This is a genomic window from Buttiauxella cochleicola (assembly GCF_021282435.1).
GTDB classification, from domain to species: domain Bacteria; phylum Pseudomonadota; class Gammaproteobacteria; order Enterobacterales; family Enterobacteriaceae; genus Buttiauxella; species Buttiauxella massiliensis.
The window spans coordinates 292,832-306,473 of record NZ_JAJSOT010000003.1; the positions used below are offsets into that span (position 1 = coordinate 292,832).

Here is a 13,642-nt window from a genome sequence, read left to right on the forward strand (position 1 = left end):
AATTAACGTGGCGGCATGCCAACGCTGGCAACTTCTTCTTCGGTTAATGTGCGGTATTCGCCGGGTGCGAGATCTGCATCCATAGCAATTGCGCCAATGCGTTCACGATGCAAGCCAACCACATGGTTGCCTACCGCCGCAAACATCCGTTTTACCTGGTGGTAACGGCCTTCGCTGATGGTCAAACGCACTTCAAGCGGAGTAATCACTTCAAGTGTGGCTGGCAGTGTCAGATCTTTTTCATTATGCAGTTGAACGCCAGCTGCAAATTGTTCTACTGTGTCATCGGAGATCGGATTCTCAAGTGTCACCAGATAGGTTTTCTCACAATGATGACGCGGAGAAGTAATGCGGTGCGACCACTGACCATCATCGGTCATCAATACCAGACCGGTAGTGTCGATATCCAGACGCCCTGCTGCATGCAGTTTGTGCGCCATTGGCTCATCAAGGAAATAGAGCACGGTTGGATGATCCGGGTCTTCTGTCGAACAAACATAACCCTGCGGCTTATTAAGCATAAAGTAGCGAGGGCCGACTTGCTGTGTCAGCGAGCGACCATCAAACTCAACCTGGTGCTCAGGGTTCAGCTTAAAAGAGGCGTCACGAACCACTTCACCATCAATGGTGACACGGTTTGCGCGGATTTCACGGCCAGAAATAGCACGGCTCACGCCAAGCTGCTGAGAGATAAATTTATCGAGTCGCATTAAATATTGCCTGTTTCTAAGAGGTACCAGTACAAAACAGCTGGCCGGGCATCAGCCCGTTTATATGGGTAAAATTCGTTTGCCTGTTAATTAGTTTGCCAGTATAGCCGGATAGAAAAGTCTCTCAAGCTAAAACCCTGTTTCATGGCATAATCGCCGCTGATGTTTCACAGACCTGATCAATAATGTCCTTTACCTTACGCCCCTACCAACAAGAAGCAGTAGACGCCACGCTGCACTATTTCCGTAAAAACATCACCCCTGCGGTGATTGTGCTGCCTACGGGCGCGGGAAAAAGTCTGGTGATTGCCGAACTTGCCCGTGTGGCGCGAGGACGAGTGTTAGTACTTGCACACGTTAAAGAGCTGGTCGCGCAAAACCATGCAAAATATTGCGCGCTTGGCCTGGAAGCCGATATTTTCGCTGCCGGTCTACAACGCAAAGAGAGCAATGGCAAAGTTGTTTTCGGTAGCGTCCAGTCTGTAGCCCGCAATCTTGAGCAATTCCACGGCGAGTTTTCGTTGCTGATTGTCGATGAATGCCACCGCATTGGTGATTCTGACGATAGCCAATATCAGCAAATTCTCGCCCATTTACGCACCGCGAACCCTAAACTGCGTCTGCTTGGCCTGACCGCAACACCCTATCGGCTGGGGAAAGGCTGGATCTACCATTTTCACTATCACGGCATGGTTCGTGGCAATGAAAACGCCCTGTTCCGCGACTGCATTTACGAATTACCGCTGCGTTACATGATTAAGCACGGCTATTTAACACCACCTGAGCGGCTGGATATGCCGGTGGTACAGTACGACTTCAGCCGTTTGCAGGCGCAATCGAACGGTTTATTTAGCGAAGCTGATCTTAACCGTGAACTGAAACAACAAAAGCGCATCACCCCGCATATCATCAGCCAGATTGTTGAGTTTGCCGCCGACAGGCGCGGCGTGATGGTTTTTGCCGCAACAGTCGAGCACGCAAAAGAAGTAACAGCACTGCTGCCCGCAAATGATGCGGCACTGATTACTGCCGACACTCCTGGGCCCGCACGCGATACATTAATAGAGGCGTTTAAAAACCAGCAATTCCGTTTCCTGGTTAACGTTTCCGTGCTCACCACCGGCTTTGACGCACCGCATGTCGATTTGATTGCTATTTTGCGCCCGACAGAGTCTGTCAGCCTTTATCAACAAATTGTTGGTCGCGGTTTGCGCCTGGCTCCCGGTAAAAAAGATTGCTTGATACTGGATTACGCTGGAAATCCCCATGACCTGTTCACGCCCGAAGTCGGCGCGGTGAAAGGCAAAAGCGACAATGTGCCCGTCCAGGTCTTTTGCCCTTCATGCGGTTTTGCCAACACCTTTTGGGGCAAGACCACCAGCGACGGCACATTGATTGAACACTTTGGCCGCCGCTGCCAGGGCTGGTTTGAAGATGACGACGGCGCACGCGAACAATGTGATTACCGCTTCCGTTTCAAAAATTGTCCGCAATGTAATGCAGAGAACGATATTGCCGCCCGTCGCTGCCACCAGTGTGACCATGTTCTGGTCGATCCCGACGATATGTTAAAAGCCGCACTGAAATTGAAAGATGCCCTGGTGCTGCGCTGTGGCGGAATGACGCTGCAACACGGCGGCGACGAAAAAGGTGACTGGCTAAAGATTACCTATTTTGATGAAGATGGCGCAGATGTCAGTGAGCGCTTCCGCCTGCAAACACCCGCCCAACGTATGGCTTTCGAGCAGCTATTTATTCGGCCACACAGCCGTGCACCAGGCGTGACGCTACGTTGGATAAACGCCGCTGATGTTGTGGCTCAGCAATCAGCACTTCGCCACCCGGATTTTGTCGTCGCACGCAAGAACGGCAACTTCTGGAATGTGCGGGAAAAGGTATTTGATTACGAAGGACGCTTCCGCCGGGCAAATGAATTACGTGGCTAAAGGTTCTTTTAATTGCTGATGTCGCGTGGAATGGCTATAATGCGCCCGCTTTTGCATCCGCAAAGCAGATCACTTACCTGTTGCTGGGTCGCCTGTAACAGGATTATTTAAGAGAGAAACAGTTAATGTTTACTATCAATGCAGTAGAACGCAAAGAGCAGGGCAAGGGTGCGAGCCGCCGCCTGCGTGCAGCTAACAAATTCCCGGCAATCATCTATGGTGGTTCCGAAGCTGCGATCTCTATCGAACTGGATCACGACAACGTAATGAACCTGCAAGCTAAACCAGGTTTCTACGAAGAAGTTCTGACTCTGGTTGTAGACGGTAAAGAAGTTAAGGTTAAAGTTCAGGCTGTTCAGCGTCACCCGTTCAAGCCAAAACTGAGCCACATCGACTTCGTTCGCGCTTAATCGCGAATTTAGTTCGAAAAAAAACCCGCTTCGGCGGGTTTTTTTATGGCTATTTTCCAGAACTGCGACGTTGTAACTGGTCGCGCAGATTCGGTGGCGTGCCCTTAATGGTCAGCGTGTCAGTCGCTGGATCCCAGTAAATACGCTCACCAAGTAGCATCGCATCAAAACTAATCGTTAACCCACCACCGCTACCGGCGAATTTGGTTAACTGGCGCAATGTTCCACGGTCAGCCGGGAAACTTTCTTCAAGTTCATAGCCTTTATCAGCAGTGAACTGCTGGAAGTTTTTGTCGTCAACAGCCCAGGGTAACTCGTCTGCAAGGGAAGAAAGTTCGATCTCTTCTCCCGCCTGGAGTTGCTCGTTACAGTAGGCATAAACCTGCTGACGCGCGGCCTGACGCTCATTTTTATCCAGCTGCGCTTCGTTGGTGAAATCATCCAGCGCTTGCAACAAGCCCTTGTTCTGCGCTTTAGCGTTCAAGCCTTCGCTAGCACCGAGGAAATCCATAAAGAAGTCAGAAACTTTGCGCCCCACTCGCCCTTTCAGGAAAGTCAGGTAACGCGTGGATTCCGGGTTGGTTTCCCATTCGGTCAGATCGATACGCGCCACGATATCGGCGTGGTTGATATCCAGGTGATGCGTAGAACTGATATCCAGCTCTTCGTTGACGCGCATGCTGCTTAAATTGTTCAGCACCGCTACCAGTAAATATTCCACCGCCAGGTAGCGATATTCGCAAAACAGCACAATGCCGCCATCAGCAAATGGATATTTTGCCAGCTCATCACGCAAACGACCGGTCGCAGCACGGCTGAAGGCGAGGAAATCCTCATCACCTTTTCGCTGTGAACGCAGGGCTTGCGCTAATTCACTCTCTTCGCTGAACAGACCATATGCTTTATTTTTTGCACTATATACGCGGTGCAATTCGGCCATCATTTCTTCTACGGCGCCGTTCGTTGCCAACAGAGAATCACGCAGCACGACTTCAAGTGTCTGTTCGCCGCGTTTGATCAACTGGTGTAAGGCAATCTGGTTGATATCCAGACTCATGATAAACTCTCCTTTTAAACTCGGCGGTATTCAACCATTGCCAGAAGCCTTGTGCAACCTCCCCTAAATAATTCGGGCGGCAAGAAGGCAGCCAACGCACGTGCAGCTTGAAGTATGAAGGGGGAAAGATAAAAAAGCAGAAAAACAGGTCCTTCTACGGTAAGATAACGCCCTTTCCTGAATCTAATTGATTGTTAATTTATGCCACAAATATCCCGTTATAGTGACGAACGCGTCGAAGAACTGTTGAGTGAACTGGCGAGCGTGCTGGAAAAGCACCAAACGCCAACCGATCTTTCCCTGATGGTACTGGGAAACATGGTCACCAACCTGATTAATACCAGCGTAGCTTCTGCTCAACGCCGCTCGCTGGCTCGCTCTTTCGCAGAGGCACTGCAAGCCTCCGTGAGCGAAGACAAAGCTCATTAAGGGATTGTAGTTACACGTTATGGTGACTAATCGTCAGCGCTACCGCGAAAAAGTTTCCCAGATGGTCAGTTGGGGACATTGGTTCGCCCTGTTCAATATCCTGCTGGCAACGCTGCTGGGTAGCCGCTATCTATTTGTCGCTGACTGGCCGGCAACACTCACGGGTCGTATTTATTCCTGGTTGAGTGTTATCGGTCATTTTAGTTTTGTGGTTTTCGCCACTTACCTGCTGATTCTCTTCCCGCTGACCTTCGTTGTCATGTCACAGCGCCTGATGCGCTTTATCTCGGCAGCGCTTGCTACTGCAGGCATGACACTTCTGCTTATCGACAGCGAAGTCTTTACTCGCTTCCATCTCCATCTTAATCCGATTGTCTGGGAACTGGTGATTAACCCCGACCAGAGTGAAATGGCGCGAGACTGGCAGCTGATGTTTATCAGCGTACCGGTAATTTTATTGATTGAAATGCTGTTTGCGACCTGGAGCTGGCAGAAACTGCGCAGCCTGGGGCGTCGTAAACATTATGCAAAACCTGTTGTTGTGCTGTTCTTCGTCGCATTCTTCAGCAGCCATATTATGTATATCTGGGCTGATGCGAATTTCTATCGCCCGATTACCATGCAGCGTGCCAACTTGCCGCTCTCCTATCCAATGACAGCCCGTCGTTTCCTCGAAAAACATGGCCTGCTGGATGCGAAGGAGTACCAACGTCGCCTGGTGGAACAGGGTAATCCTGAAGCTGTATCGGTACAGTACCCGCTTAGCGATCTGCAATTCCGTGATATGGGCGCGGGCCACAATGTATTGCTGATTACCGTCGATGGTCTGAACGCTGAATACGCCCCGAAAAACTTGCCGAATCTCAATGAATTTGCCGCCAGCAACATTAACTTCAAGCAACATATGAGTGCAGGTAACGGTACCGACAGCGGTATTTTTGGCCTGTTCTATGGGATTTCGCCTGCGTATATGGACGGTGTTTTATCAGCCCGAATCCCAGCAGCATTAATTACTGCATTGAACCAACAAGGTTATCAATTGGGGCTGTTCGCTTCCGATGGTTTTGACTCGTCGATGTACCGCCAGGCTCTATTGTCTGACTTCTCTTTGCCTTCAGCGCAGAGTCAATCTGACGGACAAACAGCCTCGCAATGGATTAACTGGCTGACGCAGTACGCATCTGATGACAACCGTTGGTTCTCGTGGGTTGCCTTTAACGGCACCAGCATCACGGCAGATACTAATCAGCAAGCCTTTGCTCGCCGCTATGCGCGTGCAGCTGGTAACGTTGATGAGCAAATCAAACGTGTGCTTGATGCGCTGGAAGCCTCAGGCAAGCTCCAGAATACAGTTGTGATTATTACCGCAGGCCACGGTGTGCCTCTTGGCAAAGAGCAGCAAGACTCCTTCGCATGGTCACGTTCACGAATTCAGGTGCCACTGGTTATCCATTGGCCGGGCACACCTGCACAGACCATTACGAAGCTCACCGATCACCAGGATGTCATGACAACGCTGATGCAGCGCCTGCTTCATGTCAAAAACCCAGCGAATGAGTATTCACAAGGTGAAGACTTGTTTGCCGCAACACGCCGTAATAACTGGGTAGTTGGTGCTGATAACAACAGTCTTGCGATTACTTTGCCGACCATGACGCTGGTGCTTGATAACAATGGCAACTACCGGATGTACGATTTGAAAGGCGAAAGCATCAAAGAAACCAAGCCTCAACTTGGGTTATTGCTGCAAGTGCTAACTGATGAGAAGCGCTTTATTGCCAACTGATTGTATATTTATGAAACAGTTAGCAATAAGCCGTCTTGCAAACGATCGCCAGATAAGTAGTATTATTTTTTATGCTTCGGCACGTAGCGCAGCCTGGTAGCGCATCGTCATGGGGTGGCGAGGGTCGAGAGTTCGAATCTCTCCGTGCCGACCAGCAACCTCTTAGAAAGCAGCCTGTTATGGCTGCTTTTTTATGTCTGTATTTTGAGCTAAGGGAAACTTTCCAGCCACTTTCTCGCCCTTTATTACACCCTCAATACATCTGAAGCTCGAGTCGTATAACGCGGTGACAACATCGCTCTTTTCATCTGCCATGGCTGCTCAATCCCCTGCCCTGCAAAATAGATAGTCCCTTTACCTTTCTTCTGATTAATGCCGTCTATCACCTGCATCAGCATTTCGCTGTTGGCCCGTGGTGGGTTTTCATCAAACAGAGTAAGTTGCGCGATGCCCTGGCTAAAAAAATCGCCCAGCATAACCCCGCCTTTTTGATAATGCTGGCCACTTCTCCAGATAGCTTCCAGGCAGCGCGTGGCGGCAGCGATAATATCTCGGCTATCCTGCGTAGGCGTCAGCAATTTCACCATCGCCTGGTTGCCATAGTAGGGTTCATTCGCAGAGAAAGGTGATGTTTTGACGAAGGCAGAAATATGTCGGCAATACTGGTGCTCAGCTCTGAGTTTTTCTGCGGCGCGTGCCGCATAACTACAAATAGCCTGACGCATATGTTCGTACTCGGTAAGCCGCTCGCCAAAGGAGCGAGAGCAAATAATTTCCTGTTTTGTCGGCGCAAACTCTTCAAACCCCAGGCAAGATTCACCGCGCAGTTCACGTACCGTACGCTCCAGCACAACAGTAAAGTGTTTACGAATAAAACGAATATCCGCATCCGCCAGCTGTAGTGTGGTTTTAATACCCATGGCATCAAGCTTTTTACTGATTCGGCGACCAATTCCCCAGACTTCACTAACAGGAAACGCCGCCATTAATTGGCGTTGCCGCTCGCGACCAGACAGATCAACAACACCACCCGATTCTAGCGGCCACTTTTTCGCTGCGTGGTTCGCAAGCTTCGCCAAAGTTTTTGTCTGGGCTATTCCCACGCCCACTGTTAAATGCGTGCGTTGCAAAAGAACGTCACGAATCTCCCGGCCAAATTCTTTCAGATTGCGACAATTTCGCACCCCAGAAAGATCGCAAAAAGCTTCATCAATGGAGTAAACCTCAACACGCGGGCATATTTCCTCCAGCGTCGTCATCACCCGATAAGACATATCGGCGTAGAGTTCGTAATTACTGCTGAAGGCAACGACACCTTTTTGCCGGAAAAGATCCTTCTGCTTGAAATACGGCCCTCCCATTTGCACACCACAGTTTTTAGCCTCGGCATTACGCGCAATAATGCAGCCATCATTGTTACTTAGCACAACCACTGGCTTGCCTTTCAGGTCGGGCCGAAAGATAGCTTCACAGCTCGCGTAAAAACTATTCACGTCCACCAGAGCAAACATCATTCACTCGCCGATTTCACAATGAAAGTGACGACGCCAAATATCTCAAGCGCTTCATCGGTTCCGATAAAGGTAGGTTTGTAGGCACGATTGAGTGGCATTAACTGAATCACTGGCCGAAGCTGTAACTGCCTGACAATAAATTCGCCATTGATTGCTGCAATCACAATATTGTTATGCACCGCCGTCTTAGCGCTATCGACCACCAGTAAATCATCCTTACCGATTCCACCGTTGATCATCGAATCATCCGAAGCACGCACGAAATACGTGGCTGTAGGGTGTTTAACCAGCAAGTCATGAAGATTAATGCTCTGCTCGGCATAATCCAGCGCCGGTGATGGAAAGGCGCCCATGGTTATGCTCCATCACTTGCTGATAAACCAAAAACAAAAAGAGTCAGCGCTGCCATATAATCCCCCAACAAGAATAACTGTATATATATACAGTATCGTTAAATGAGCGCACCAGGCAAGTCGCTTGCAAAAAGATTTTTATAACAATTTGAAGAGGTGGGAAATTTAGTTAATCGAAATCGATCGAGATGAATCTCACCCCAAATTTGCCCTACCGCTTCAGTCCTCACCGTTCTATGCTTAGTTGATGGAGAAAATGACTGAACTGAAACGCACCAAGCGTCTTGCACTTTCCTTGCTGCTGATTGCGGCTGTGACTTTTGTGATAACCCTCTTTTTGCCACCGGGATTCTGGGTTAGCGGCTTAAAGGCAATCGCCGAAGCCGCTATGGTCGGTGCGCTCGCTGACTGGTTTGCCGTTACTGCGTTGTTTCATCGCGTGCCGATTCCTTTTATTTCCCGTCATACGGCAATTATTCCTCGTAACAAAGATCGCATTGGTGAAAACCTGGGCATCTTTGTGCAGGAAAAGTTTCTTGATACTCAATCACTCATAGCGCTGATTCGCCGCCATGAACCGGCGCATATGATTGGCCAGTGGTTCAGCAAGCCCGACAATGCGCAGCGCGTTGGGCAGCATTTGCTGCAAGTGATGAGCGCGTTTTTGGACTTAACAGACGATGCGCGTATTCAGCGTTTAATCCGCCAGGCGGTACATAAGGCAATTGATAAAGTCGATTTAACGCATTCAAGTGCTCTGCTGCTGGAAAGTCTGACCAAAAATAACCGCCATCAGGAATTGCTCGACGCCGTGATTGCTCAAATGCTCACGCTGATTAAGCGTGACAGTACGCGGGCGTTTATTGCCCACCAGATTGTGCGCTGGCTGGAAACGGAGCACCCACGTAAAGCCAGCATTCTGCCGACAGAATGGCTGGGGGAACATAGCGCCCAGTTGGTTTCCAATGCGGTGAACTCGTTTCTCGATGATGTCAGCCACGATCAGGGCCATCAGATTCGCCAGGCATTCGACCGCGCTACATTAAAGCTTATCGAGAATCTTAAGCACTCGCCGCAGATGGCGGAAAAAGCAGACAGCATCAAGAGTTTTTTGAAAGAGGATGAGGCGTTTAACCGCTATCTGGGTGAGTTGTGGGGCGACCTGCGCCAATGGCTGAAAGTCGATATCAACTCAGAGGATTCGCGGGTAAAACAACGGATTGCAGAAGCCGGGCAGTGGCTGGGGGAAACGCTGGTTGCCGACAGTGCGCTGCGTACTTCACTGAATGAACATCTGGAGCAAGCGGTGCAAAAAATGGCACCGGAGTTTGCCACGTTTTTAACCCGTCATATTAGCGATACGGTGAAAAGCTGGGATGCGCAGGATATGTCGCGGCAAATCGAGCTGAATATCGGCAAGGATTTACAGTTTATCCGCATTAACGGCACGCTAGTTGGGGGATCAATCGGGCTGGTGTTGTACCTGCTATCGCAGATACCGGCGGTACTACCGCTGCTAAACTTCTAAAGAAAACGCCCGCATCAGCGGGCGTTAGAGAATCAATGGTTTTGTTTCGGTTGGTCGTTGTGACCGACTTTTGAGAAGACGTTAAAGACTTCACCCAATCCATAGATAAGTCCGAGGATCACCGCCATAACGATTGGCACCATGACCACGGCAAACACCAAGCTTTTCAATAACTCTAACATGGATGCCTCCAACAAAAGTGAGAACGGCTATTCTAACGACCTGACAGAAAAACGCACTCTCCTTTTGTGCGATTTGCCCAACCCCGCGCAATAGGGGAAAATGGCGTTTTCCTTATTACGGAGCGGTTATGCAAGCTGAAATTTTACTGACGCTGAAACTCCAGCAGCGGCTGTTCGCCGATCCACGTCGTATCGCGCTACTTAAACAAATACAACATACCGGCTCAATTAGCCAGGGTGCGAAGCTTGCAGGCATCAGCTACAAAAGTGCCTGGGATGCCATCAATGAGATGAATCAGTTAAGCGATGAGACATTAGTTGAACGAGCAACAGGCGGTAAAGGCGGTGGCGGCGCGATACTTACACGTTATGGTGAACGTCTTATCCAACTGTATGAACTGCTCGCGCAAATCCAACAAAAAGCCTTTGATGTGCTGCGTGATGACGCGCTACCACTCGATAGTCTACTCGCTGCAATTTCACGATTCTCATTGCAAACCAGCGCCCGTAATCAGCTTTTTGGCACTGTTCTGCATCGCAACAGCGAGCAAGTACAACAGCACGTCGATATCTTACTGGCTGATGGCACCACACGTTTGCAAGCAGCAATTACGCGTCAAAGCGCAGAACGCCTGGGTTTGAGCGAAGGCAAAGAAGTCCTTGTTTTGATTAAAGCGCCGTGGGTGGAAATCACCACCGATACAAAACGTGCCAGCGACGCAGACAACCAGCTCGCCGGCATTGTCAGCAATATTCAGCAAGGTGCGGAACAAAGCGAAGTTCTGGTGCAATTGCCTGATGGACAAACGTTATGTGCGACCGTTCCGAATAACGTGGTGGAAATTCAGAAACTGGTAGAAGGTGCTGAAGTCATAGCATTTTTTAATGCCGATCGAGTGATTATCGCCACTCTGTGCTAAAAAAACCTGGCGAATTGACAACAAGACAGGCAATCCGTAAATCTGAGTTTAATGACTGCAAAAAATGGGATGATCTATGTCGACGTTGCAAATTTCGCAAGGGATATTTCACCTTAGCGATACCCGAACTCTGGCCCTCAATGATTTAACCATTAACGCCGGTGAAAGCTGGGCGTTTGTGGGCGCTAACGGTAGTGGGAAATCAGCCCTCGCCCGCGCACTTGCGGGTTCCCTACCCGTACAGAAAGGCGAGCGCCAGTGCTCGTTTTCTCGTATTGCTCATCTTTCCTTTGAACAGCTGCAAAAACTGGTCAGCGATGAATGGCAGCGCAATAACACTGACCTGTTGAGCCCGGACGAAGACGACACGGGTCGCACGACGGCGGAAATTATTCAGGATGAAGTCAAAGATGAAAACCGTTGCCAGAAACTAGCGCAGCTTTTTGGCATTACCCCGTTACTGACTCGCCGTTTTAAATACCTTTCAACCGGAGAGACGCGTAAAACGCTGCTCTGCCAGGCGCTGATGTCCCAGCCTGATTTGCTTATTCTCGACGAACCGTTTGACGGGCTGGATGTGCAGTCCCGTGAACAATTGGCAGGGCTATTAGGTGAACTAAGCACACAGGGTTACACCGTGGTGCTGGTGCTTAATCGCTTCGATGAAATCCCTGATTTTGTACAGCATGCTGGCGTGCTGGCAGATTGTGCGCTGATTGAAGTGGGCGAAAAACAAAAACTGCTGGAACAGGCGTTAATTGCGCAGCTTGCCCACAGCGAAAAACTAACAGGCGTTGCGCTGCCAGAAGCTGATGACCCAAGTGCTCGTTACACTCTGCCTGCCGATCAGCCGCGCATTATTTTGCGTGATGGTGTGGTGGAATATAATGAGCGGCCTATCCTGCACAAGCTTTCCTGGACGGTAAACCCTGGTGAACACTGGCAAATTGTTGGCCCCAACGGGGCGGGTAAATCAACATTATTGAGCCTGGTAACTGGCGATCATCCGCAAGGCTACAGTAACGATCTGACACTGTTTGGCCGCCGTCGCGGCAGCGGCGAAACCATCTGGGATATCAAAAAGCATATCGGTTACGTCAGCAGTAACTTACATCTGGATTATCGCGTGAGCACCACAGTAAGAAACGTTGTTCTTTCAGGATATTTTGATTCGATTGGCATTTATCAGGCTGTTTCGGACCGCCAGCATAAACTTGCCCGCGAATGGCTGAACATGCTCGGTATGGATAACGCCATCGCTGATGCGCCATTCCATAGTCTGTCATGGGGCCAGCAGCGCCTTGCCTTGATTGCCCGTGCATTGGTTAAACACCCAACGATATTGATTCTGGATGAACCACTACAAGGGCTCGATCCATTAAACCGCCAGTTAGTGCGTCGTTTCATTGATATTTTGATTGGTGAAGGGGAAACGCAATTACTGTTTGTCTCTCACCATGCCGAAGACGCGCCTGAATGCATCACTAAGCGGCTGACTTTCGTTGCTAATGACGACGCTTATCGCTACGAGTTTGAAGATTTATAGCGCCTGAAAGATAAAGCCCTTTCCGCCGGGGTGGCTACGTTTTCGTTTTGCCACCCTACTTTCAGACAACCCGCAACATCCTCGTAGCTACCATTTGTTTTATAATCATTTTTACTGCTAAAGGCCGCCGTTGAAATACTAGTGTAAGCGATTCCACTAATTTATCCCATGTCACACTTTTGCCATCTCTGTTATGCTATGTTTAATACATACCATACGCGTAATGGAGAGCAAAATGAGAGTATTGGTAACAGGTGGTAGCGGTTACATTGGCAGTCATACCTGCGTGCAACTACTGCAAAATGGTCACGATGTCGTCATTCTGGACAATTTGTGCAATAGCAAACGTAGTGTGCTGCCAGTAATTGAACGTCTTGGCGGCAAACACCCTCTGTTCATTGACGGCGATATCCGTGATGAAGCATTGCTGGCTGAAATTTTCCACGATCATCAAATTGATGCCGTAATCCATTTTGCCGGGCTCAAAGCCGTTGGCGAATCGGTTAACAAGCCGCTGGAATATTACGACAACAACGTTACCGGCACCTTGCGCCTGATTTCTGCCATGCGCGCGGCTAATGTCACCAACTTCATCTTCAGTTCATCTGCAACAGTTTATGGCGACCAGCCGCAAATCCCTTACGTTGAAAGTTTCCCAACCGGCACACCTGCAAGCCCATATGGCCGCAGCAAGTTAATGGTTGAACAGATTCTGGCTGACTTGCAAAAAGCCCAGCCAAACTGGAGCGTGGCGCTGCTGCGTTACTTCAACCCGGTTGGCGCACATCCATCAGGCGATATGGGCGAAGACCCGCAAGGCATTCCCAACAACCTGATGCCGTACATCGCGCAGGTTGCAGTAGGACGTCGTGATTCACTGGCAGTCTTTGGTAACGATTACCCAACCGAAGACGGTACTGGCGTGCGCGACTACATTCACGTTATGGATCTTGCCGATGGCCATGTTGCAGCAATGCAAACACTACAAGGCAAGCCTGGCGTGCATATTTATAATCTCGGCGCAGGCGTTGGTAGCAGCGTGCTGGATGTGATCAACGCTTTCAGTACCGCTTGCGGCAAGCCGGTGAATTATCACTTCGCCCCGCGCCGTGAAGGTGATCTCCCCGCTTATTGGGCAGATGCCACCAAAGCCGATCAAGAACTTAACTGGCGTGTCAGCCGGACTCTGCAAGAAATGGCAGATGATACCTGGCGCTGGCAGTCTCGCCATCCTCAAGGTTATCCAGACTAAGGAAATGTG

The 13,642-nt window shown here is 49.8% G+C and carries 13 protein-coding genes and 1 tRNA gene; 9 read left to right on the plus strand and 5 right to left on the minus strand.

What is annotated here, in order from left to right; all coding sequences use genetic code 11:
* Positions 1–2: 2 nt before the first annotated feature.
* Positions 3–710, minus strand: coding sequence for a 16S rRNA pseudouridine(516) synthase RsuA (rsuA, locus tag LVQ77_RS10215; RefSeq protein WP_232904382.1), 708 nt, complete (start codon positions 708–710; stop codon positions 3–5).
* Between the two features lie 185 nt (positions 711–895).
* On the opposite strand from rsuA, the gene radD reads away from it, so the two are divergent.
* A complete protein-coding gene (radD, locus tag LVQ77_RS10220) occupies positions 896–2,656 on the plus strand; it encodes a DNA repair helicase RadD (RefSeq protein ID WP_232904383.1) in 1,761 nt (586 codons plus the stop codon).
* A gap of 125 nt (positions 2,657–2,781) precedes the next feature.
* Entirely contained in the window at positions 2,782–3,066 is a 285-nt protein-coding gene (gene rplY / locus LVQ77_RS10225; RefSeq protein ID WP_034497069.1) for a 50S ribosomal protein L25, read from the plus strand.
* Between the two features lie 49 nt (positions 3,067–3,115).
* On the opposite strand, the gene yejK is transcribed toward rplY, so the two are convergent.
* Positions 3,116–4,123 (minus strand): nucleoid-associated protein YejK, encoded by a 1,008-nt coding sequence (gene yejK / locus LVQ77_RS10230; protein WP_151994509.1) that lies wholly within the window; start codon positions 4,121–4,123, stop codon positions 3,116–3,118.
* Between the two features lie 201 nt (positions 4,124–4,324).
* On the opposite strand from yejK, the gene LVQ77_RS10235 reads away from it, so the two are divergent.
* The 3 genes from LVQ77_RS10235 (at position 4,325) to LVQ77_RS10245 (ending at position 6,492) form a co-directional block, all read left to right on the plus strand.
* A complete protein-coding gene (locus LVQ77_RS10235) occupies positions 4,325–4,552 on the plus strand; it encodes a YejL family protein (RefSeq protein ID WP_034458713.1) in 228 nt (75 codons plus the stop codon).
* Between the two features lie 19 nt (positions 4,553–4,571).
* Positions 4,572–6,338, plus strand: coding sequence for an LPS biosynthesis-modulating metalloenzyme YejM (gene yejM, locus LVQ77_RS10240; RefSeq protein ID WP_232904384.1), 1,767 nt, complete (start codon positions 4,572–4,574; stop codon positions 6,336–6,338).
* Positions 6,339–6,415: 77 nt separating this feature from the next.
* Positions 6,416–6,492: transfer RNA gene (locus LVQ77_RS10245), tRNA-Pro, on the plus strand.
* A gap of 91 nt (positions 6,493–6,583) precedes the next feature.
* Here the strand turns inward: LVQ77_RS10245 and LVQ77_RS10250 are convergent.
* Complete coding sequence (locus tag LVQ77_RS10250) at positions 6,584–7,849, minus strand: Y-family DNA polymerase (protein ID WP_232866911.1); 1,266 nt, start codon at positions 7,847–7,849, stop codon at positions 6,584–6,586.
* Positions 7,849–8,205 carry a translesion error-prone DNA polymerase V autoproteolytic subunit gene (umuD, locus tag LVQ77_RS10255; RefSeq protein WP_232904385.1) on the minus strand — a complete coding sequence of 119 codons (357 nt, stop codon included), beginning with the start codon at positions 8,203–8,205 and terminating at the stop codon, positions 7,849–7,851. The genes LVQ77_RS10250 and umuD overlap by 1 nt, the downstream gene beginning before the upstream one ends.
* Before the next feature lie 247 nt (positions 8,206–8,452).
* Between umuD and LVQ77_RS10260 the strand changes: the two genes are divergently transcribed.
* A complete protein-coding gene (locus LVQ77_RS10260; protein ID WP_232904386.1) occupies positions 8,453–9,733 on the plus strand; it encodes a DUF445 domain-containing protein in 1,281 nt (426 codons plus the stop codon).
* A 32-nt stretch (positions 9,734–9,765) separates the two neighbouring features.
* On the opposite strand, the gene LVQ77_RS10265 is transcribed toward LVQ77_RS10260, so the two are convergent.
* On the minus strand, positions 9,766–9,915 hold the full coding sequence (locus LVQ77_RS10265; RefSeq protein ID WP_064512573.1) for an AcrZ family multidrug efflux pump-associated protein: 150 nt from the start codon (positions 9,913–9,915) through the stop codon (positions 9,766–9,768).
* Positions 9,916–10,043: 128 nt separating this feature from the next.
* On the opposite strand from LVQ77_RS10265, the gene modE reads away from it, so the two are divergent.
* The 3 genes from modE to galE all read left to right on the plus strand — a co-directional run bounded on the left by modE (position 10,044) and on the right by galE (position 13,633).
* Positions 10,044–10,835, plus strand: a complete 792-nt coding sequence (gene modE, locus LVQ77_RS10270) for a molybdenum-dependent transcriptional regulator (protein ID WP_232904387.1) — start codon at positions 10,044–10,046, stop codon at positions 10,833–10,835.
* A 76-nt stretch (positions 10,836–10,911) separates the two neighbouring features.
* Positions 10,912–12,381, plus strand: coding sequence for a molybdate ABC transporter ATP-binding protein ModF (gene modF, locus LVQ77_RS10275; protein WP_232904388.1), 1,470 nt, complete (start codon positions 10,912–10,914; stop codon positions 12,379–12,381).
* Positions 12,382–12,616: 235 nt separating this feature from the next.
* Positions 12,617–13,633, plus strand: a complete 1,017-nt coding sequence (gene galE / locus LVQ77_RS10280) for a UDP-glucose 4-epimerase GalE (protein ID WP_232866898.1) — start codon at positions 12,617–12,619, stop codon at positions 13,631–13,633.
* Positions 13,634–13,642 lie beyond the last annotated feature (9 nt).

Coding starts and splice junctions, on each gene's coding strand:
- modE (WP_232904387.1), top strand. CDS start 10,044: ATGCAAGCTGAAATTTTACTGACGCTGAAACTCCAGCAGCGGCTGTTC.
- LVQ77_RS10235 (WP_034458713.1), top strand. CDS start 4,325: ATGCCACAAATATCCCGTTATAGTGACGAACGCGTCGAAGAACTGTTG.
- LVQ77_RS10265 (WP_064512573.1), bottom strand. CDS start 9,915: ATGTTAGAGTTATTGAAAAGCTTGGTGTTTGCCGTGGTCATGGTGCCA.
- galE (WP_232866898.1), top strand. CDS start 12,617: ATGAGAGTATTGGTAACAGGTGGTAGCGGTTACATTGGCAGTCATACC.
- radD (WP_232904383.1), top strand. CDS start 896: ATGTCCTTTACCTTACGCCCCTACCAACAAGAAGCAGTAGACGCCACG.
- modF (WP_232904388.1), top strand. CDS start 10,912: ATGTCGACGTTGCAAATTTCGCAAGGGATATTTCACCTTAGCGATACC.
- LVQ77_RS10260 (WP_232904386.1), top strand. CDS start 8,453: ATGGAGAAAATGACTGAACTGAAACGCACCAAGCGTCTTGCACTTTCC.
- rplY (WP_034497069.1), top strand. CDS start 2,782: ATGTTTACTATCAATGCAGTAGAACGCAAAGAGCAGGGCAAGGGTGCG.
- yejM (WP_232904384.1), top strand. CDS start 4,572: ATGGTGACTAATCGTCAGCGCTACCGCGAAAAAGTTTCCCAGATGGTC.
- umuD (WP_232904385.1), bottom strand. CDS start 8,205: ATGGGCGCCTTTCCATCACCGGCGCTGGATTATGCCGAGCAGAGCATT.
- rsuA (WP_232904382.1), bottom strand. CDS start 710: ATGCGACTCGATAAATTTATCTCTCAGCAGCTTGGCGTGAGCCGTGCT.
- yejK (WP_151994509.1), bottom strand. CDS start 4,123: ATGAGTCTGGATATCAACCAGATTGCCTTACACCAGTTGATCAAACGC.
- LVQ77_RS10250 (WP_232866911.1), bottom strand. CDS start 7,849: ATGTTTGCTCTGGTGGACGTGAATAGTTTTTACGCGAGCTGTGAAGCT.